The sequence below is a fragment of the Streptomyces sp. NPDC054765 genome, from assembly GCF_053612065.1.
In genome coordinates this window covers 14,721-33,708 of the sequence record NZ_JBSHBP010000051.1, presented here as the reverse complement: position 1 = coordinate 33,708, position 18,988 = coordinate 14,721, and the positions used below count along the sequence as shown (strand labels likewise).

18 protein-coding genes and 1 pseudogene are annotated in these 18,988 nt (G+C 73.2%); 12 read left to right on the top strand and 7 right to left on the bottom strand.

Annotation, left to right across the window (positions count from 1 at the left end):
• Positions 1-41: 41 nt before the first annotated feature.
• Complete coding sequence (locus ACWGJY_RS27325) at positions 42-1,004, top strand: LysR family transcriptional regulator (RefSeq protein WP_453263503.1); 963 nt, start codon at positions 42-44, stop codon at positions 1,002-1,004.
• Positions 1,005-1,255: 251 nt separating this feature from the next.
• Here ACWGJY_RS27325 and ACWGJY_RS27320 read toward each other — a convergent pair whose 3' ends face one another.
• The gene (locus tag ACWGJY_RS27320) at positions 1,256-1,729 is read right to left on the bottom strand and encodes an OsmC family protein (protein WP_453263502.1); all 474 of its coding nucleotides are present in this window, start codon (positions 1,727-1,729) and stop codon (positions 1,256-1,258) included.
• A gap of 144 nt (positions 1,730-1,873) precedes the next feature.
• On the opposite strand from ACWGJY_RS27320, the gene ACWGJY_RS27315 reads away from it, so the two are divergent.
• The 3 genes and pseudogenes from ACWGJY_RS27315 to ACWGJY_RS27305 form a co-directional block, all read left to right on the top strand.
• The gene (locus ACWGJY_RS27315; protein WP_453263501.1) at positions 1,874-3,031 is read left to right on the top strand and encodes a serine hydrolase domain-containing protein; all 1,158 of its coding nucleotides are present in this window, start codon (positions 1,874-1,876) and stop codon (positions 3,029-3,031) included.
• A 658-nt stretch (positions 3,032-3,689) separates the two neighbouring features.
• Entirely contained in the window at positions 3,690-3,809 is a 120-nt protein-coding gene (locus ACWGJY_RS27310; RefSeq protein ID WP_453263500.1) for a transposase, read from the top strand.
• A 15-nt stretch (positions 3,810-3,824) separates the two neighbouring features.
• Positions 3,825-4,085: pseudogene (locus tag ACWGJY_RS27305) on the top strand (hypothetical protein); the annotation flags it as partial.
• A gap of 76 nt (positions 4,086-4,161) precedes the next feature.
• Here the strand turns inward: ACWGJY_RS27305 and ACWGJY_RS27300 are convergent.
• Positions 4,162-4,356 (bottom strand): CsbD family protein, encoded by a 195-nt coding sequence (locus tag ACWGJY_RS27300; RefSeq protein ID WP_453263499.1) that lies wholly within the window; start codon positions 4,354-4,356, stop codon positions 4,162-4,164.
• A gap of 381 nt (positions 4,357-4,737) precedes the next feature.
• Positions 4,738-5,532 carry a 3-hydroxybutyrate dehydrogenase gene (locus ACWGJY_RS27295; protein ID WP_453263498.1) on the bottom strand — a complete coding sequence of 265 codons (795 nt, stop codon included), beginning with the start codon at positions 5,530-5,532 and terminating at the stop codon, positions 4,738-4,740.
• Between the two features lie 262 nt (positions 5,533-5,794).
• On the opposite strand from ACWGJY_RS27295, the gene ACWGJY_RS27290 reads away from it, so the two are divergent.
• Complete coding sequence (locus ACWGJY_RS27290; protein WP_453263497.1) at positions 5,795-6,361, top strand: hypothetical protein; 567 nt, start codon at positions 5,795-5,797, stop codon at positions 6,359-6,361.
• 59 nt (positions 6,362-6,420) lie between these two features.
• On the opposite strand, the gene ACWGJY_RS27285 is transcribed toward ACWGJY_RS27290, so the two are convergent.
• The 3 genes from ACWGJY_RS27285 to ACWGJY_RS27275 form a co-directional block, all read right to left on the bottom strand.
• Complete coding sequence (locus tag ACWGJY_RS27285; protein WP_453263496.1) at positions 6,421-6,918, bottom strand: NUDIX hydrolase; 498 nt, start codon at positions 6,916-6,918, stop codon at positions 6,421-6,423.
• Positions 6,919-6,997: 79 nt separating this feature from the next.
• A complete protein-coding gene (locus tag ACWGJY_RS27280; RefSeq protein WP_453263495.1) occupies positions 6,998-7,615 on the bottom strand; it encodes a hypothetical protein in 618 nt (205 codons plus the stop codon).
• Positions 7,616-7,710: 95 nt separating this feature from the next.
• A complete protein-coding gene (locus tag ACWGJY_RS27275) occupies positions 7,711-8,559 on the bottom strand; it encodes a glutamate racemase (protein WP_453263494.1) in 849 nt (282 codons plus the stop codon).
• Positions 8,560-8,855: 296 nt separating this feature from the next.
• On the opposite strand from ACWGJY_RS27275, the gene ACWGJY_RS27270 reads away from it, so the two are divergent.
• The 7 genes from ACWGJY_RS27270 to ACWGJY_RS27240 all read left to right on the top strand — a co-directional run bounded on the left by ACWGJY_RS27270 (position 8,856) and on the right by ACWGJY_RS27240 (position 16,390).
• Positions 8,856-10,004 carry a glycosyltransferase gene (locus ACWGJY_RS27270; protein ID WP_453263526.1) on the top strand — a complete coding sequence of 383 codons (1,149 nt, stop codon included), beginning with the start codon at positions 8,856-8,858 and terminating at the stop codon, positions 10,002-10,004.
• 228 nt (positions 10,005-10,232) lie between these two features.
• Complete coding sequence (locus tag ACWGJY_RS27265) at positions 10,233-10,679, top strand: DUF6643 family protein (protein ID WP_453263493.1); 447 nt, start codon at positions 10,233-10,235, stop codon at positions 10,677-10,679.
• Positions 10,680-10,726: 47 nt separating this feature from the next.
• Positions 10,727-11,551, top strand: coding sequence for an MOSC domain-containing protein (locus ACWGJY_RS27260; RefSeq protein WP_453263492.1), 825 nt, complete (start codon positions 10,727-10,729; stop codon positions 11,549-11,551).
• Positions 11,552-11,695: 144 nt separating this feature from the next.
• A complete protein-coding gene (locus ACWGJY_RS27255; RefSeq protein ID WP_453263491.1) occupies positions 11,696-12,586 on the top strand; it encodes an MEDS domain-containing protein in 891 nt (296 codons plus the stop codon).
• Positions 12,580-13,023, top strand: a complete 444-nt coding sequence (locus tag ACWGJY_RS27250) for an ATP-binding protein (protein ID WP_453263490.1) — start codon at positions 12,580-12,582, stop codon at positions 13,021-13,023. The genes ACWGJY_RS27255 and ACWGJY_RS27250 overlap by 7 nt, the downstream gene beginning before the upstream one ends.
• A 161-nt stretch (positions 13,024-13,184) precedes the next feature.
• Positions 13,185-13,787, top strand: a complete 603-nt coding sequence (locus ACWGJY_RS27245; protein ID WP_453263489.1) for an Rv1733c family protein — start codon at positions 13,185-13,187, stop codon at positions 13,785-13,787.
• Positions 13,788-13,954: 167 nt separating this feature from the next.
• Entirely contained in the window at positions 13,955-16,390 is a 2,436-nt protein-coding gene (locus ACWGJY_RS27240; protein WP_453263488.1) for a right-handed parallel beta-helix repeat-containing protein, read from the top strand.
• On the opposite strand, the gene ACWGJY_RS27235 is transcribed toward ACWGJY_RS27240, so the two are convergent.
• Positions 16,360-18,702 (bottom strand): hypothetical protein, encoded by a 2,343-nt coding sequence (locus tag ACWGJY_RS27235; RefSeq protein WP_453263487.1) that lies wholly within the window; start codon positions 18,700-18,702, stop codon positions 16,360-16,362. The genes ACWGJY_RS27240 and ACWGJY_RS27235 overlap by 31 nt on opposite strands.
• Between the last annotated feature and the right edge of the window lie 286 nt (positions 18,703-18,988).

Genomic DNA, 18,988 nt, shown 5'->3' with positions numbered 1-18,988 from the left:
GCGTCCAAGACCGGTTCGTTCTTCGGCGATACCCTGGAGGCATGGTTGAACTGGAGACCCGCGAGCTGGAGTACTTCCTCGCAGTCGCCGACGAGCTGCACTTCGGCCGGGCCGCCGTCCGGCTCTCGATCGCCCAGCCGGCGCTGTCGAAGGCGATCCGACGGACCGAGACCCGGCTCGGCGTCCCGCTGTTCATCCGCTCCAGCCGCCGCGTCGAACTCACCCCGGCCGGGGAGGCGTTGCGGGAACACGGGCGGCATGCGCTCAACGCGGTCAGCGCCGCCGTCCAGAACACCCGGCGCGCCGGCGACACCCGGGCCCATCTGCGGCTCGTGCTCAAGCCCGGCGGTGACGCCGGCCTGCTGTCCGGAATCCTGGCCGAGTACGCCCGCCGGCCCGACGCCCGCCGGGTGGACATCCTGTTCAGCGGCCCCGCCGACCGCGCCGACTTCCTGCGCGACGGCCGGGCCGACGTCGGCCTGCTCTACGCGCCGTTCGACGACCTGTACGGCCTGGACCACGAGGCGCTGTTCGCCGAGGACCGTGTGGTCATCGTCCCGTCCGGGCACCGGCTGGCCGGGCACGCCGCGGTGCGGATGTCCGATCTGGAAGGCGAGACGCTGCCGCGCTGGAAGGGGGTCCCCGAGGGCGACGGCACCGGCCCCGAGGTCGCCGACGTGGTCCAGCTGCTCCACATGATCACGGTGAGCCGGATGATCGGGGTGCTGCCGCGCTCGCTGGTCGAACCGGTCCCGGCCGGCCTGGTCTGCGTCCCGGTGGCCGACGCCCCGCCCAGCCGCCTGGTGCTTGCCTGGAACGAGCAGGACCGCCGGCCGCTGGTCGCGTCGTTCGTGGCCGCCGCGCTCGGGTCGCACCGGCACGAGACCCGGTCAGGCCTCGACGATCCTGGAGTGCCGACCATGAAGGGGACGAGAGCCCTCTCGTCGTGGCCCCCTGCCACAGGCGACGGGACGAACGGCAGCAGGGCGTCCGTCACCAGGTAGTCCTTGCCCGCCCCCAGTGACTCCGCGACATAGGAGCGAGTGCAGTCGATGAGGGTCCCAGGCGGGACAGCGGCTGCCCCACTCCTCCGCCACGGGCCGGAAGGCCGGCCGGGTGAGAATGTCGGCGGGCAGCTTGCCGGGGCGTCGGCGCCGCAGTCCGAGGCGGGAGCGGATGGGTGAAATACCGCCCACGAGCAGCTGGAGACCCTGGTTACCGAGCGGGCCGGCCCGGGAGAGCGCAGTAGCCCGCCCTACTGGACGCAGATCAGGGGCTCATGACGGATGGGGAAATTCACCGAGCGGGCGATGAAGCACACCGAGTGCACTTCGTCGTGCAGTGTGCGAGCCGTGTCCGTCATCGAGGCATCGGCGACGGTCACCTCGGGACGAAGTATGACCTCGGATATCCGGCCTCCCCCACCGGTCGCATCCATGGTCATGGTCCCGTGCGCCCGGTCTTCGTAGTCGACGACCGTCACCCCGCCAACGGCGCACAGGTGGAGGTACCAGAGCATGTGACACTGCGCGACGGAGGCGACCAGCAGCTCCTCGGGGTTCCAGCGGCCCGGGTCGCCCCGGAAGGCCGGATCGGAGGAGGCAGCTATGGGGGTCTTCCCGGACGCCAGGACTTCATGGGCACGACTGAAGGAATGGTAACCCTCCGTTCCCGAACCGAGGTTGCCGGTCCATTCGACCACTACGTCATAGGAATGCGTCCGAGTCATGCGGCCAGGATAGGGAGGGCCGAGGACCCGGCATGGTGGCGGTGCGGCCGGAACATCCCTTCGTGCTGCGGGAATGACGGGGGCCGCCCCCTGGTTGGTTTGCTCCGTACGCAGCGCAAGGCTGCGTCGGACGAGGGGGGAAAGATGTCGAAGGGCAATGTGGGCACCACCGTCCACGGCACCGTCGCCGAGGGATACGAGGGCGTGCGCGAGGAGTTCGCCGCTTTCGTGGCAGGGGAGGTGAACGACCCGGGTGCCCAGCTCGCCGCGTACAAGGACGGGGAACTGGTCGTGGACCTGTGGGCGGGGGACGTCACCGGGGACTCGCTGACCGGTGTCTTCTCCACCACCAAGGGCGCTGCCCATCTGGTGGTCGCGCTGCTCGTGCAGGACGGGGTCCTGGAGCTCGACCGCAAGGTAGCCGATTACTGGCCGGAGTTCGCCGCCGAGGGCAAGGGCACGTTGACGCTGCGCGAGCTGGTCGCGCACCGTTCCGGCGTCATCGGCGCGGACGACGGCTTCACCCCTGAGGAACTTGCCGATGACCGGATCATCGCCGAACGGCTCGCCGGACAACGGCCGTTCTGGCAGGCTGGTGCCGGCCACGGCTATCACGCCCTGGTGATCGGCGCGCTCACCGGTGAGGTGGTACGGCGCACCACCGGCCGCTCCCTCCAGGAGATCTATGAGGAGCGGGTCCGCGCGCCGTACGCCCTTGACTTCTTCCTGGGACTTCCCGAGTCCGAGCGGGCCCGTCACCGCGACGTGCTGCCGATGCTGCCGACGCCCGAGCAGCTCGCCGAGCTGACCGCCAACGCCAGCGGCCGCTACAGCCGGGCCGCCATCGCCTTCAACACCAGCGCCGACCCGTCCTTCGACCTCACCTCCTTCGTCAATTCCGACGCCGTGCTGGCGAAGGGCCCGGCCTCGGTCGGTGGCGTGGGAAATGCCCGTGGCATCGCCGGGATGTACGCCGCGAGCATCGGCGCGTTCAACGGCCTGGGTACGCTGCTCAAGCCGGAGACGCTCGCCGAGTTCTCCCGCATCCACTCGGTCGGCACCGACCTGGTCTCGCGCAACCCGAGCACGTTCGCCCTGGGCTTCGAGGCGGTCAGCGTGATCTTCCCGGCGCTCGGTGCGCACACCTTCGGCCACAGCGGCGCGGCCGGCTCGCTCGCCTTCGGCGACGCGCGCTCGGGACTCGCATACGGCTACACGCGCCGCCGGTACGCCTTCCCGGGCGGCGCGGCGCCGGAGAATGCCCGCCTGTCGAAGGCGGTCTACGAGGCCGCGATCGCATAGCGCCGGAGGATCAGCAGCCCCCGACTCCGCCCAGCAGGGGCAACCCGCCTGCTGGGCGGAGTAGCCCGCACGGGCCCCTGCTCCGGCTGCCTCCTACGACGGCAATGCCCTGCCCCTCCTCCGCATCTCGCCAACATCGGCAGTCACTCGGCGTTTCTCGTCCTCGGCAAGGCGGGCACTCATTGGTTCCCCGCCGACGAGCACACGCACCTGCGCGAGGCCTTCCCTGCCGGGATGGTGGAGGAGTGCTACATGGCCGACCTGCTGGTGGCCGTCCGTTCCTGAGACCTCGGTCCGAGTGGGCTCCAAGGGGGCGTCTCTCCGATCTTCGTGGATCAGCCGGCGGCGTCTGGTGCGGTGCAGGGCAAGCCGGAGCGATGTCCTCGTGCTGGGCGCACTCGGGTACGGCCGCAAGGCCGCAAGGCCGCAAGGCCGCAAGGCCGCAAGGCCGCAAGGCACCGTGCCAGGCATCGGGGGCCCGCGAAGGTCGGAGGACACCCCTTAGCCGTTCAGGCCGTCTGTGTGGGGGCCCTGCCTGGTCGCGGCCGGCGGGCTCTGGCTCCTCCGCAGCCGGCGCGCAGAGACCCGCTCCCAGGTTGCATCGTGAAATGATTTTCGTGTGGTGGATCACGATTGGGTGATCCATCGCCATGATTGAGTGATCCATCGCCATGAACTGTCCGACGCTGAAGGGGAATTCGTCCGTCCGCTGCTGCCCCGGCCGGAGCACGGCCGGAAGCGGCTGGACGACCGGAAGGTCCTCAACGGGATCGTGTGAAAGGTCCGGACCGGTACGGCTGGGCAGGATGTACCCGAGCGGTACGGCTCGTGGCTCACGCTTCACACCCGTTTCCGGCGCTGGGCCACGGACAGCACCTTCGAGCGCATGCTCCAGGCAGCGCAGGCGCAGACGGACGTCGTAGGGACATCGGGGACGGCGACGGCAGGTGCGGTCGTGCAGCGGGCACCGGCGCGGGCCCGGGAGCGGCGGATCGAAGACGGCGGACGGCGGGGCCTCGTCGGCCGTGTCGTCCTGAGAGGGCGAGGAATCTGAGGTTCGGCGGGGGCGTGGCGGGCCCGGGGACGCTCCGGGAGACGGGGCAGCAGGTCCGCCACGCCCCCGCCGGGCGTCAGGAGTGGTCCTTGCCCTTCAGGGAGTCCTTCATCCCCTGGACGTTCTCCTTGGCGTTGCCCATCGCGCTCTTGGCCTTGCCCTTGGCCTCGTCCGTACGGCCCTCGCTCTTCATACGCTCGTCGCCCATGGCCTTGCCGGCCTTCTGCTTGGCCTTGCCCTTCATCTTGTCCATGGCGCCTTTGTCACCCATGACGAACTCCTTTGTCCGGTGGGAAGGGGGTGAAGCTTCGCCACCACGCTGCCGCAGGTCGCGGCGGCGCGCACCCGGAGGCGGCTCTCGGTACCGGCGGGCCCGCGGGCCCGGCGCGGATCACGGGCCCGGCTACGCGCCGGTATCGCGTGCCACGGCGGAGGACAGCTGGTGCAGCCGCGGTGCCGGCTGGATCCCGGCGGGGACCCGGCGCAGTACGGGGCGGGCGCCGGGCGGGCGGCGGGGGGCGCGTCCACAGGCTCGGGCCCGGGGCCGGTCTCGGGCGCCGGCTGGTCGTTGGACACGGTCACAGGGATACCTCCGGCTCGTCGCGGTGCGCCGGACTCCGCCGCCCTGGACGGGGGCTGGACCGCGGGCCGCTCAGTGCGCGGTCCAGCCCCCGTCCAGCACCAGGGAGGTGCCCGTCATGAACGACGCCTGCGGGGTGCAGAGATAGGCGACGGCCTCGGCGACCTCCTCCGGTTCGAGCAGCCGCTTGAGGGCGGAGTCGGCGAGCAGGATCTCGGCCCGTACACGTTCCTCGGGGATGCCGTGCACGGCGGCCTGGTCGGCGATCTGCCGTTCGACGAGGGCGGTGCGGACATATCCGGGGTTGACGCAGTTGCTGGTGACGCCGTGCGGGGCGCCCTCCAGGGCCGCGGTCTTCGACAGCCCTTCCAGGCCGTGCTTGGCGGCGGCATACGCGGACTTGAAGGGGGACGCCCGCAGGCCGTGCACGGACGAGATGTTGATGACGCGGCCCCAGCCCTGTGCGTAGATATGGGGCAGCGCGCCCCGCAGCAGCCGGAAGGGCGCCTCCAGCATCACGGTCAGCATCTGGTGGAAGACCTCGGGCGGGAACTCCTCGATGGGGCGGACGAGCTGGAGGCCCGCATTGTTGACGAGCACATCGGCGCCGGCCGCGGCGCGTTCGGCGGCGTCGAGATCGGTGAGGTCCAGGGGCCGGGGTTCGATGCGGCCGGGGGCGCCGACCGGGCGGGCCGCCACGAGGCCGTCCAGGCCGGCGGTGTCCCGGTCGACCGCGCGCACCGTGGCGCCGGCCGCGGCCAGCCGCAGGGCGCAGGCGCGTCCGATGCCGCCGGCCGCGCCGGTGACGAGCGCGGTGCGGCCGTCGAGGTCGAGGGATACCGGGCCTGGGGTGCCGATCACAGTCATGTCCGCACCTTAGGCAGCCGCCGGGTCCGGCACCGATGTGTCCCCCCGGCACCACGCTTCGTACGCCGGGCATGGCGACGGCACACGTCGGACGGGATGCCTGCGCCGGCCCGCCCCGGCGCGACGGCCGGCCCGCCGCCGCTCCCGGGCCGCCCCGCGCTTCACCCGATCGGCCGTCCCGGATCGCCACGCTTCCCGAGGTCTCCTACCGTCGTACGACGCAGCGTGCCGTCTGCGCACCGCCGCCACGAGGGAGGCCCACATGCGGAGGCTCATCGCCGTGCCGACCGTGCTGCTCGCCCTGGCCGCCGCGGGCTGCGGGGACACGGACGACAGCGGGGACCCGACGGCCGCGGCATCCTCGGCAGGCACCGGGCCGGGCCCGAACGGAACTCCGGGCGACGGCCCCGGCCAGGCGTCACCCACCATCCCGGGGCAGCCGATGAACTGCGGCGAACTCCGCGGCGCGCTGGGCGAGGCCGGGGACGTCACGCTCTACGCGGACCCGGGGGCCGGTGGCACGGTGGGCTGCGACGAGGCCCGCCGGGTGATGGCCGAATTCTTTGTCCGGGCTCCGCAGGAGTCCCGTGACGACCGGGGTTCCCTGGCCGTACGGGGCTGGTTCTGCCAGTACGAGAGCGGTCCCACCGGCACCTGGATCACGACCTGCCGCAAGGACAGACGGGAGATGCACACCGAGGAGCCGTCAGGCGGGCCCAGCGATCCGGGCCCGTCCGGGGAGCCCGGTGTGCCGGACGGATCCCAGCTGCCCACGCTTCCCGGTGAGCCCTCCGGCCCGATGGACGAGCCGTCGACGGAGGAGCTGTAGCCCCCGCGTCCGCCGGGAAACCCCGGATCAACGCCTGGAGCGCTCCCCGGGCCGTTTCCTCAGGGCTGCTGCTCCTCCGGTTCCTCCCCCATCCCGTGGAACCACGCCGGGCCGGCCTCCAGCGCCCGCTTGATGCGGGTCAGTGCGTACTCCTCGAGCTCCGGCAGGGCGTCCACGGCGAACCAGCCCACCTCCAGCGACTCGTCGTCATTGACCTTCGCCTCGCCGCCGACCGCACGGCAGCGCAGCGTCACGTCCATGAACTGGCAGACGTCGCCGTTGGGGTAATGGGTGGGCGGCATGGTCTCGATGAGGACGACGCCCTCGGGGACCACGCGCACGGCGGTCTCCTCGTAGACCTCGCGCACCGCGGTCTCGGCGGGCTGTTCGCCGGGCTCGGGGATGCCACCGATCACCGACCAGCCGCCGGTGTCGGCCCGCCTGCCCAGCAGGACACGGCCCTGGCCGTCGAAGACGACCGCGCTCACCCCGGGCAGCCAGAGCAGCTGCCGGCCGATGGTTTTCCGGAGGTCACGGATGAAGTCGGGGGTTGCCATGCTCCGACCCTACGGGACGTCCCCGGCGGGCCCCCGGCCCTGGGGGATCTTGTGCCGCGTGCGCGCCTCCGCCGGGCGCTCAGGCGCCCGCCGGGGTCCCCTTGCGGGGCCGCAGCCGGCCCCGGATCACGCGGACGGCGCCCTCGGCGTCATCGACGGTGAAGGTGAAGTCGCGGCCGTCACCGAGCCGGAGCACCACGCCCTCACCGCGGCGTACGACCACGGCGGTGCCCTGTTCGGGGCGCCAGCGGTAACCCCAGCCGCCCCAGTGGCGGGGGGTGACCTGGGGGGTGAAATCGGCGCCGACGACATTGTCGAGAGGGATCCGGCGGCGGGGCACCCCTATATGGCCGCACCGCACCTCCAGGCAGTCCTTGTCGACGCGGACCGCGACATGGACGTAGGCGAGCGTGCCGAAGAGCACCAGCAGGCCGACCGCGACACAGCCGACCACCGCCATCACCAGGGGGGCGAGGCCCGCGGTCCAGTTGCTGTCGACGGCGAGTTCGATGCCCAGCGCCAGACAGGCCGCACCGACCGCGGCCAGCAGCCACTGGATGCGGTTGGTGGCGCTGCCGTGCCAGACCTCGGGGAGCTCCGCGTGGGAGCCTCCGGTGGGGTGCGCTCCGCTGTCGGCGCCGTCGGTCGTGCCAGGGTCGTCGGGGGCTGCTGCCCCCTCGTGGGGGTGGTCCCTCATGAGACGCAGCGTACGCGTCTTTGCACGCTACGGCAGCGCATCGGACGAGCCGTGCACGGCCCGCACCGGGGTCCCGCCGGCGTCATGGCCGACGTCTAGCGGCGGGCGGCGGTGGCGGCTCCGTCGCCCGTCGGAGCGGCCTCTGCCGAGGCCCCCGGGGGGAGGTCGGTACGGCTCTCGGCGAGCAGCCGGCCCTCGGCGTAGGTGAGCGCAGTGGCCGGCAGTCCGGCCGGGCGCCCGCTGAGGATCACGCTGAGTGCGCCGGTCGGGGCGGCCGCCGGCGCCGGCTCGGCACCGATGCGGCGCAGCGCCTGGGCGGCGACCGCCTCGGCGGAGCCGTGCAGGACGAGGGCGGGGGCTCCGGGCTGCCGGAGGGCGGCACTGATCCGTTCGGCGACCAGCTCGTAGTGGGTGCAGCCCAGGACGACGGTCCGCACGTCCCGTGGGGTGCGCTGCGCGGCGGCCGCGATGGCGGCGTCGATCGCGGCCTCGTCGGCGGCTTCCACCGCGTCGGCCAGTCCCGGGCAGGGCACACCGGTGACCTCCACGCCACCCGCGAACCGCTCGATCAGCTCCCGCTGGTAGGGGCTGCCGGTGGTGGCGGGGGTGGCCCAGATGGCGGCCGGGCCGCCGCCGGCCGCGGCGGGCTTGATCGCCGGGACGGTGCCGATGACCGGGATGTGGGGTTCCAGTTCGGCGCGGAGCGCCGGCAGCGCATGGACGGACGCGGTGTTGCAGGCGACGATCAGGGCGTCGGGGCGGTGCGCGGCCGCGGAACGGGCCACCGCCAGCGCATGGCCGGTGACATCGTCGGGGGTGCGGGGGCCCCAGGGCATACCGTCGGGATCGGAGGAGAGGACCAGGTCGGCATCCGGCCGCAGTCGCCGCACGGCAGCGGCCGCCGCGAGCAGCCCGGTCCCGGAGTCCATCAGCGCGATCTTCACCCGGACACTTTACTCAGCCGCGCGTCCGGCTTGTCATACCGGGGCGGGACGGCCGGGTGGCCGCCGGGGCGGTGCGCGGCCCACGACGGGCGGCTTCCGGCCGGTTCCCTCGCATGCCGGCTCGTGCCCTCGCATGCCGGCTCGTTCCCTCGTATGCCGCCCGCTCCCTCACACGCCTGCCCGTTCTCTCGTATGCCTGCCCGTTCCCTCGTATGCCGGTCCATCCCTCCCCGAGACACCGTGCCGATCGCCGGTGCGCGGCGGAGGTGGTGCGGCAGACTGCGGCCGTGGGAGCGATGGAGTGGATCGGTGCCGGGTCGCTGCTGGCCTGGGTGTGGCTGCTGCTGGGGCAGGGCTTCTTCTGGCGGACGGACGTCCGGCTGCCGGACCGCCGGGATCCGGAGCGCTGGCCGTCGGTCGCGGTGGTGGTGCCGGCGCGGGACGAGGCCGGAGTACTGCCGGACAGCCTGCCGTCGCTGCTCGGGCAGAAGTACCCGGGCCGCGCGGAGGTGTTCCTGGTCGACGACGGCAGTACGGACGGGACCGGCGCACTGGCCCGGGAGCTGGCGGCCGCGCGCGGCGGGCTGCCGCTGACGGTGTCCTCGCCCGGCGAGCCCGAGCCCGGGTGGACGGGGAAGCTCTGGGCCGTACGGCACGGGATGGCGCTGGCGCGGGAGCGCGTGGCGCCGGAGTATCTGCTGCTGACCGACGCGGATATTGCACATGATCCGGACAGTCTGCGGGAGTTGGTGGCCGCGGCCCGGTCGGCGGGGCTGGACCTGGTGTCGCAGATGGCACGGCTGCGGGTGGTGACGTTCTGGGAGCGGCTGATCGTGCCGGCGTTCGTGTACTTCTTCGGGCAGCTGTATCCCTTCCGGTGGGTCAACCGTCCCGGGGCGCGGACCGCGGCGGCGGCCGGCGGCTGTGTGCTGCTGCGGCGGGAGGCCGCGGAGCGGGCGGGCATTCCGGAGGCGATCCGGCATGCGGTGATCGACGATGTGACGCTGGCCCGTGCGGTGCAGCGCTCCGGCGGCACGCTCTGGCTGGGGCTCGCGGACCGGGTGGACAGCGTGCGGCCCTATCCGCGGATGGCCGAGCTGTGGCGGATGGTCTCGCGCAGCGCCTACGCCCAACTGCGGCACCAGCCGCTGCTGCTGCTCGGCACGGTCCTCGGTCTTGCGCTGGTGTATCTCGCACCGCCCGCCGCGCTGGCGGCCGGGCTGGCCGACGGCGATATGGCCCTCGGCGCGCTCGGCGGGGCGGCCTGGGCGGTGATGTGCGGGACGTATCTGCCGATGCTGCGCCACTACGGGCAGCCGTGGTGGATGGCGCCGTTGCTGCCCTTCACCGCGCTGCTGTATCTGCTGATGACCCTGGACTCGGCACTGCAGCACTACCGGGGGCGCGGTGCGGCCTGGAAGGGCCGGACGTACCCGGCGCCCTGAGCGGCGCCCTGCCGCCCCCAACCCACTCGGCACGGCCAGTTGGCCCGAACCCTCCCGAACACCCCTTGTTCACCTGCGAGAAGCGGGCCTTTACACGATCCCTACGGGCGATCGCGACCGATTTCCACAACTTCGATCACATTGGCGGTCCATGGCCGCTCCGAACACGCAAAACAACCCGCTTTTCGGGCTCCCCAATCGGCACATCGTGGGCTTAACTTATGAGGTATGACCTCCCCCCGCTCTACCTACGGCGGCTACTACGCTTCGCCTTCCTTCCCGGACACCCCGATCTACGACAGCCTCGTCGCCGAACGCGGTACCCCGCAGATCGCCCCGATCCGGGTGAGCCCCTCCCCTTACGAGACGGGTTCGTCCTATATGCCGGCCCTCCCGTCGGCGCTGCCGGCACTCCCGGCCGCGCCCTCCCACCACTCGTCGCCCGCGCAGGGCTACCCGGGCGCGGCCGCGCAGCCGGTCGCCCCGCTGCAGCAGACCCCGGCCCCGTACATCCCGCAGCAGGCGGGCGGCCGCGGCTACCCGTCCCAGCAGCAGCCCCAGCGCCCGCCCATGGGCACGGGGTACGAGGCGATGCGGCCGGCCGCCCCGGTCGCGCCCCGGCCGGCCTCGCCGTACGACGACCCGTACGGCCGGCAGTACCCGCGCGGGTACTGACCTGGGCGAACGGCCGGCTGTCCGAGGCTGCTGGCAGGATGGACCGCATGCTCAAGCCTGCGCTCCTGTCGATCCATCTCTATCCGGTCAAATCCATTGCGGGGTCCGGTCCCGGCGAGGCGGTCGTGGAGCCGTGGGGGCTCGCCGGGGACCGACGCTGGCTGCTGGTGGACGCCGAGGGCCGGCAGATCACCCAACGGCAGCAGCGGACGCTGGCGTTGGCGCATGCCGAGGGGCTGCCGGGCGGCGGCCTCAGGCTCACCGCGCCCGGGAGGGAGCCGTTGACGGTCGAGGTGCCCGCCTCCGGGAAGACGATCCCGGTCGAGGTCTGGCAGGACGAGGTCGAGGCGGTGCCCGCGGGCCCGGCGGCGGCCGAGTGGTTCCGCGGGTATCTGGGTGCCGAGTGCCGGCTGGTGTATCTGGACGCCCCGGAGAAGCGCCGGTTCATCGACCCGGAGTACTGCGAGCCCGGTGAGACGGTCAGTTTCGCCGACGGCTTCCCGCTGCTGCTGACGACCACCTCGTCCCTGGACGCCCTCAACTCGCTCATCGCGCAGGGCGACCACGCCGACGAGGGGCCGCTGCCCATGAACCGTTTCCGGCCCAATGTGGTGGTGGACGGCACCGCCCCCTGGGCGGAGGACGACTGGCGGCGGGTCCGCATCGGCGAGGTGGTCTTCCAGGTCGCCAAGCCCAGCGCACGCTGCGTGGTCACGACCACCGACCAGCACACCGCCGAGCGCGGCAAGGAGCCGCTGCGCACGCTCGCCCGCCATCGCCGCTTCGGTGACCGGCTGGTCTTCGGCCAGAATCTGATCCCGCGCGGGGCCGGCACGATCCGTATCGGCGACCCGTTCGAGATACTCGGCTGACGGGCCGGCGCAGCCTTCGCCGGGTTCGCGCCGTGGGCGCTCGCGGCGGTTGCGGGCCCCCGCGGCCCGGTGACCATCCGTCCGCGGTGCGCGCCCGGCACCGCCGGCGGGAGCAGCCGACGGACGACAGAGAGCTGGGTGCCGATGTCTGTGAGGGACACCGGGTGCGACCGTCTCCTGCCCGTCCAGCATCTGCGGCCCGGGGACCACGCCTTTGTGAGTTACGGCGATGACGAGGCGCGCTGGGAGGTCTTCACGGCCTTCGTACGGCTCGGGCTGGCGCACGGGGAGAAGGTCATGGTCCTGCCGTGCCCCGGGGTGCCCGAGGACGAGGTGCTGGCCAGGATCGACTTCCCCAGCCGCAGCACGGTCTCGGCGCGCGAGCGGGGCCAGTTGGTGGTGAGCAGTATGCGTGCAGTGATCCGGCCGGACACGGAGTTCACCGCCGCGCGCCAGATGGTCCGGCTGTACGCGGAGACGGACCGGGCGAGGGCCGAGGGGTATGCGGGGCTGCGGGCCTTCATCGACATGGGCTGGGTGCGTGCGCTCGGCGCGGACGTCGGCGTGATGGCGTGCCGCGAGACCGGCGCGCAGACGCTGTTCACCGGCCGTCCGTACACGGAGATCTGCGCCTACGACCGCCGGCGGTTCGACCGTGCGGTGCTCACCGCCATGGAGCTGGCGCATCCGTGGGCCCTGCTGGAGCGCCTGGGCATCTTGCGGTCGCAGCGCGCCCCGGACGGCGCACTGCGCTTCATCGGCGAGGCGGACGCCGCGAACCGGGCCGCGTTCAGCAGAGCGCTGGAGATCGCACTGGCGCAGACGGTCCCGGCCCGGCGGCTCACCGTCGATCTGACCCGGCTGCACTTCCTGTCGGTGGGCTGCGCCGTCGGCCTGCTCACCCTGGCCCGCGCCGCCGCGGGCCACGATCTGGTCGAGGTGCGCTGCGACCGCGGGCAGTGCCGGATGCTGCGGCGGCTCGGCGGCGGGACGGTGGCGCGGCTGGCGCTGACGGAGGTGGTGCGGACATGGTGAGCCCCGATCCGGCCGAGATACCCGTACCGGAGTCCGGCCGCCGGCTGCTGCAGCGGCGCTTCACCGCCCGGCTGCTGCCGCAGCTGCGGCTGCTGGTCGAGGAGTGCGCGGCCCGTGAGGGCCTGTGCGAACCGCGGCGCGGCGAATTCGTGCTGGCCGTGGACGAGATCGCGGGGAACGCCGTGGAGCATGCGGGCGGTTCGGGCCGGCTGGTGCTGCGCCGGGTGGGCGATGAGCTGGAGTGCCGGATCAGCGATGCGGGGCCCGGGTTCAGCGAGGACGTGATCCCCGAGCTGCTGCCGGGCCTGGACGGTGCGCCGAAGGGGCGCGGGCTGTGGCTGGCACGGCTGGTGGCGGACCGGTTCGCGGTCGCCGTGGGGCCGCCCGGTACGGGCACGACGGGCGCCGTGGTGACGGTGTCGGTACGGCTGCGCTGACCGCGCGGGAGCGCTCCGGCCGGGCAGGCCCCGAGGGCCCCGGCCCCGTTCCATACGTCCGGTTGTCGCGCTTTGTGCGCCATGAAGTTGCTCTCTTGTCGCAGAACTCTCGCCTGGACCACCCGCGATGAGGTATCCACAGACACGGAGAGGGGGTACCGATGCGAGCGATGAGTGGGGTATGGCGCCGGCGGCACAATCCGCTGTGGCGCCGGACCGACCGGATCGAGGCCTGGGTGGCGTTCGCCGCCGTCCTCCTGATCGGTCTCGGGGCGACCTCGGCCGGCTGGCTCGCCGGCCGGGCCGCGCACGGCGCGCTGCTGGAGACCGTACGGCTCCAGCACCAGCAGCGGCATCTGGAGTGGGTCACGGTCGACCGGCTGCTCTCACGGGCCCCGCTCGACCCCGATCCGGAGACTTCGTCGCAGCGCGATGCACACCGCCGGGTCGTCGGCCGCTGGACGGCCCGGGACGGCAGCGCGCACCTCGCACCGCTCGACGCGCCGCGTCCGGTGGAGGCCGGTGAGCGGTTCCGGATCTGGACGGACGGCCAGGGCCGGGAGATGCCGCGGCCGATGGACGTCAGCACGGCGGACACACATGCGGTGCTGGCCGGTCTGGGCACCGCGACCGGGGTCGGCATGATGATCGAGGGTGCCCGGCGGATGGTCGTCTGGCAGCTGATGGTGCGTCGCTTCCGCCGCTGGGACGCGGAGTGGGAGCGCGCGGGCCAGGACTGGGGCCGGGCCGGCGCGGGGAGCTGAGAGGCCGCCCGCCGAGGTGGCTGACCGTGTCAACTGCCGCCCGCCGGGCGCGCTACGGTGGTGGCGCCAGCCTCTCGGCTGGGGCCTCGCAGACCGGAAAACGGACATCCGCGGACGGATGGTGCCGGGCCGACGACAGCCGCACGAAGTGGGGGCACGACAGCGCCATGGCACAGGGCTCGGTCCAGGTGACGCACTCCGGAACCTCGCGCTGGCGGCGCCGCACCGGGGAGTACAGCTCGCTCGCCGCCGCCCTGGAGGCCGCCGGGGACGGTGATGTGCTGACCGTCCCGGCCGGGACGTACCGCGAGAATCTGGTGCTGGTCCGCGCGGTGACGCTGCGCGGCCCGGACGGGGCGCGCGGTGCGGTGCGGATCGCCCCGGCCGACGGTGTGGCGCTGACCGTGCGCGCCTCGGCCACCGTCCACGATCTGCATCTGGAGGCGACCGATTCGGCCTCACCCGCGCTGCTGGTGGAGGACGGCGCCCCGGAGCTGACCGGGCTGCGGGTGGTGACCCGGTCCGCGTCCGGCATCGAGGTCCGCGGCGGGGCCCGCCCGACGGTGCGCCGCTGCACGGTCGACAATGCGGGCGGAGTGGGCATCAGCGTCCTGGACGGCGCCGGCGGCGTCTTCGAGGAGTGCGAGGTGCTGGCCGCCGGGCAGACCGGAGTGGCGGTGCGCGGCGGGGCCCACCCGCGGCTGGAGAACTGCCGGATCCACCACGCCTCGGGCGCCGGGCTGTCGGTCAACGGCGAGGGCAGCGCGGTCGAGGCGGTGGGCTGCGAGCTGTACGAGATCAAGGGCGCGGGGATCCAGGTGGCCGCGCGGGCCACCGGCCACCTCACGGACTGCACGGTCCACCGCACCTCCGCCGACGGTGTCACTTTGGACACCGACGCGGTGCTCACCCTCGCCGACTGCGACATTCACGACATCCCGGAGAACGCCGTCGATCTGCGGTCGCGTTCGGTGCTGACGCTGACCCGCAGCACGGTGCGGCACTTCGGGCGCAACGGTCTGTCCGTATGGGACCCGGGCACCCGGGTGGACGCCAACCAGTGCGAGATCCACGACAGTACGGGCGACTACCCGGCGGTGTGGGTCAGCGACGGCGCCACCGCCGTACTGGACTCGACGCGGGTGCACGATGTGCCCGACGCGCTGTTCGTGCTGGACCGGGGATCTCGTGCCGACGTCGTGGACTGCGACCTCTCACAGGTCCGCAACACCGCCGTGTCGGTCAGCGACGGGGCGACCGTCCAGCTCGACGACTGCCGGATCCGGGAGGCCGCGACCGGCGCCTGGTTCCGCGACCACGGCAGCGGCGGCACGCTCGCCAACTGCACCATCGACGGCGCGCAGACCGGGGTGATCGTCACCAAGGGCGCGGACCCCACCATCGAGGGCTGCACGGTCAGTTCACCCGCCGAGGCCGGGTTCTACGTCTCCGCGGAGGGCCGGGGCACCTTCCACGGCTGCCGGGTCACCGGGAGTTCGGGGTTCGGCTTCCATGTGATCGACGGCTGCCGTACGACGCTGACGCGCTGCCGTACGGAGCGGTGTGCGCGCGGCGGCTACGAGTTCGCCGAGGGCGGCGCGGGACAGGGCGACGGGCCGACGGCCCAGGACTGCACCAGCGACGAGAGCCGCACCGTACGGACGCCGGCCGCCGGGGCGCCGTCGGCCCCCTCGGTGCAGCAGGCGACGCAGACGGCCGGGCTGCTGGGCAACGTCCCCGCGCAGAGCCCGCCACCGGCCACCCCGGCGGCCGCGGAACCGGCCGTCAGCAGCCGGCCCTCCGACGAGGTGCTGGGCGAACTGGACACCCTCGTAGGGCTGGAGAGTGTCAAGCGTGAGGTGCGCAGCCTGATCAACATGATCGAGGTGGGGCGCCGGCGGCAGGAGGCGGGGCTGAAGGCCGCGTCGGTGCGCCGCCATCTGGTGTTCACCGGCTCCCCCGGCACCGGCAAGACGACCGTGGCGCGGCTGTACGGCGAGATCCTGGCGTCCCTGGCGGTGCTGGAGCGCGGGCACCTGGTCGAGGTGTCCCGGGTGGACCTGGTGGGCGAGCACATCGGGTCGACGGCGATCCGCACCCAGGAGGCGTTCGACCGGGCGCGCGGCGGCGTGCTGTTCATCGACGAGGCCTACGCCCTCTCCCCCGAGGACTCCGGGCGGGACTTCGGCAAGGAAGCCATCGACACCCTGGTGAAGCTGATGGAGGACCACCGGGAAGCCGTGGTGGTGATCGTGGCCGGTTACACCGCCGAGATGGAGCGCTTCCTTGCGGTCAACCCCGGTGTGGCGTCCCGATTCTCCCGCACCATCACCTTCGGCGACTATGCGCCCGAGGAACTGCTGCGGATCGTGGAGCAGCAGAGTGAGGAGCACGAGTACCGCCTCGCCGAGGGAGCCGGCGAGGCGCTGCTGAAGTACTTCACGGCACTGCCCAAGGGGCCGTCGTTCGGCAACGGCCGTACGGCACGGCAGACCTTCGAGGCGATGGTCGAGCGGCATGCGGGGCGGGTGGCGCAGCTGGCTGCCCCGAGCACCGACGATCTGTCCCTGCTCTACGCGGACGATCTGCCCGAACTCCCCTGAGCGGGGCGGTCGTCGGGGCAGTCGTCAGCGGTGCGGCGGTCCGGGGGGCCGTCGGCGGGCCGCTGGCCCGGCAGGTCCGGGCCGAGCCGGGCGATGAGTTCGGCGCGCACCCTGTCGAAGACCGGATCGGCCTGGTAGTCGCCGTGGCCCAGGATCTGGGCGGGCAGCGGGTTCTGCAGGGTGCGGCCGAAGGCGAGCGGGTCGCGCAGCGGCCCCTCGTCGATCCGGCGGCCGTCCTCACAGGTGAGCCGGATCGGGCCGCCGATGGGGTCGGTGAAGCGCCACAGATTGCGCCAGTCGTCCATCTCGCGGTGCAGTCCGGTCAGCGCGGGCGGCCCGAAGAAGGCGGGGAACCAGCGTCCGTAGAGCCGCTCCAGAGGGCTGCCGTACGTCAGCAGGGCGACCCGGCTGCGGGTGACCAGGTCCAGCTGCCAGACGGCGGCGGCCGCCAGCACACTGCCCTGGGAGTGCCCGGAGAGCACCAGCCGGCCGTCGAACCGCTCGGTCCAGGTGGCCATCCGCCAGGTCAGGTCGGGGACGGCGCGCTCGGCGTAGCAGGGCGGTGCGAAGGGGTGGGCGGCGCGCGGCCAGAACGTGCCGACGTCCCAGAGGATGCCGATGGTGCGGCGGGCCGAGTGGTCGCGATAGGCCCGCCGGCCCATGGTGACCAGCAGTATGACGCCGGCGCTCATCAGCCAGGAGCCCAGGGATTCCGCGGTCTCGGCGGCGGCGTGCACGACCGGCGGCGCGCCTTCGGTGGCGGGTCCCGGCGCCCGTTCGCTGAGCCACGCGCCGGCCACCGCGCCGGCCCCGAGAACGAGCGTGACGGCGGCGGTGGCCGCGACCAGGACCGGTGCGGAGTCGGTGAGTCCCGCGCCGGCGATGGTGCCGGCGATCCGCTTCGTACGGCGCTCGTCGGGTTGCTCGCGCGGGTCGTACAGCCCGGGGACGTCCTTGGCCACCCGGCCGCGGACGATCACCACTCGGATGGCGGCGAGCACGACGACGACGGCGACGACGACCAGCAGGGCGGGGATGACCGATGCCTGCCAGGACAGCAGGACCGGCGGCCCGGGGAGGGGAGCGTGTTCCTGGCCGGGTGTCGCGCCGCCGTCGAGCCAGTCCGCGAAGCGCTGGGCCACTCCCCCGGACAGCACGCCGCCGACCGCGCAGGCCAGCAGGGCGACGGCGGGCCCGCCCATACCGCGCAGGGCGGTGCGGGCTTCGTCGCGGGCGGCGCGCTGCAGGACCAGGGCGGTCAGGGCCAGCGCGAGGACCAGCAGGCCCTGGAGGACGGCGATACCGCCGAAGGCGGCGGCGCCGGGCAGGGGGCCGTGGCTGTGGGCTCCGGGGCGGGCCCAGCCGGTGTGCACGACGATCAGGGCCAGCACGCCCAGCGCGGCGAACGGCAGTGCCCTGACGACCAGATGGTCGGACTCGTCGTCCGGTGCGGCCTCACTGCGGGCGGTGCGCCACACGACCACCACAGTGGCGGCGGCGAGCAGGATGACCAGGGAGGTCAGGGCCCGGCCGATGACCCCGAGGACGGTGCCGCCGCCGTCGCGTCCGTCGGTCTGCACACCCGCCGCGAGCAGGACGGCGGCGATGGTCAGGAGGCCGGCCGTGGTGTGGGCGGCGCGCAGCCGGGCGACCAGCCGGCGGCCGTACCAGAAGCCGTCGAGGCTGAGCGCGGTGCGTTCGGCGACCGGGGTGTCGCGGGAGGTGCCGGGCAGCCGCGGTGGCGGTGAGGCGGATTCGTAGGCGCTCCAGGTGCGGTGCGAGAGCCACCACAGGAAGCCGACGACGAGCAGCGGCACCAGGGACGCGAGCGCGAGGCGGCGGCCCGGGGCGCTCCACCAGCCGGAGTTGTCGGGGCTGAGGAAGCTCATCCAGGATTTGCCGGCCGCGCAGACGGTGGTGCCGGCACACTGCCAGGCCGTGAGGTCGAGGGCGACCTCGCAGGCCGCGGCGGCCAGCAGGACGGTGAGGGTGAGGGCGAGGATGCGCACCAGGAGGTCGTAGATCCGCTGGGCCGGGTGCTCGGGCGGGGCGGCCGGGCGCATCCAGTGGGCGAGGTTGGCGACCATGAAGGGCACCAGGAGCAGCCACAGGGCGCGGGCTCCGTTGCCCGAGGTGAGGTTGGACCAGCAGTACGCCTCGCGGACCGGCCGGCCGCGGTAGTCGTCGGGCCGCTGCTCGGCGTCCGCGTCGTCCGTACGGCGGTAGCAGGCCGCGGTGTCGTCGCCGGTGATCAGCTGGACGCGTGGGTCGCCCAGCATCTCCTGTGCGGTGGTGCCGCCGACGCCGTGCACCAGCAGCTCCAGGGAGAGTTGTGGTGCGGCGGCCGGTGGCCCGTCCGCTGGGCTCCCGCGGTCAGTTGCGTGCGCGTGCGATGCCGGATCCGCCGTCTCCACTGTGGTCCCCCGTAGTCGTGCCCCGAGTCGTGCCCGATGTCCGTGCGGCGTCGTGCGGCGCCACGCTGTGCAGTGCCGCGCTGTGCGGCGCCACGCTGTGCAGTGCCGCGCTGTGCGGCGCCACGCTGTGCGGCGCCACGCTGTGCAGTGCGACGCCTCCAGGATTGTCCTTTCCCCGCGGGAG

Coding starts and splice junctions, on each gene's coding strand:
- ACWGJY_RS27325 (WP_453263503.1), top strand. CDS start 42: ATGGTTGAACTGGAGACCCGCGAGCTGGAGTACTTCCTCGCAGTCGCC.
- ACWGJY_RS27320 (WP_453263502.1), bottom strand. CDS start 1,729: ATGACTCGGACGCATTCCTATGACGTAGTGGTCGAATGGACCGGCAAC.
- ACWGJY_RS27315 (WP_453263501.1), top strand. CDS start 1,874: ATGTCGAAGGGCAATGTGGGCACCACCGTCCACGGCACCGTCGCCGAG.
- ACWGJY_RS27300 (WP_453263499.1), bottom strand. CDS start 4,356: ATGGGTGACAAAGGCGCCATGGACAAGATGAAGGGCAAGGCCAAGCAG.
- ACWGJY_RS27295 (WP_453263498.1), bottom strand. CDS start 5,532: ATGACTGTGATCGGCACCCCAGGCCCGGTATCCCTCGACCTCGACGGC.
- ACWGJY_RS27290 (WP_453263497.1), top strand. CDS start 5,795: ATGCGGAGGCTCATCGCCGTGCCGACCGTGCTGCTCGCCCTGGCCGCC.
- ACWGJY_RS27285 (WP_453263496.1), bottom strand. CDS start 6,918: ATGGCAACCCCCGACTTCATCCGTGACCTCCGGAAAACCATCGGCCGG.
- ACWGJY_RS27280 (WP_453263495.1), bottom strand. CDS start 7,615: ATGAGGGACCACCCCCACGAGGGGGCAGCAGCCCCCGACGACCCTGGC.
- ACWGJY_RS27270 (WP_453263526.1), top strand. CDS start 8,856: ATGGAGTGGATCGGTGCCGGGTCGCTGCTGGCCTGGGTGTGGCTGCTG.
- ACWGJY_RS27265 (WP_453263493.1), top strand. CDS start 10,233: ATGACCTCCCCCCGCTCTACCTACGGCGGCTACTACGCTTCGCCTTCC.
- ACWGJY_RS27260 (WP_453263492.1), top strand. CDS start 10,727: ATGCTCAAGCCTGCGCTCCTGTCGATCCATCTCTATCCGGTCAAATCC.
- ACWGJY_RS27255 (WP_453263491.1), top strand. CDS start 11,696: ATGTCTGTGAGGGACACCGGGTGCGACCGTCTCCTGCCCGTCCAGCAT.
- ACWGJY_RS27250 (WP_453263490.1), top strand. CDS start 12,580: ATGGTGAGCCCCGATCCGGCCGAGATACCCGTACCGGAGTCCGGCCGC.
- ACWGJY_RS27245 (WP_453263489.1), top strand. CDS start 13,185: ATGCGAGCGATGAGTGGGGTATGGCGCCGGCGGCACAATCCGCTGTGG.
- ACWGJY_RS27240 (WP_453263488.1), top strand. CDS start 13,955: ATGGCACAGGGCTCGGTCCAGGTGACGCACTCCGGAACCTCGCGCTGG.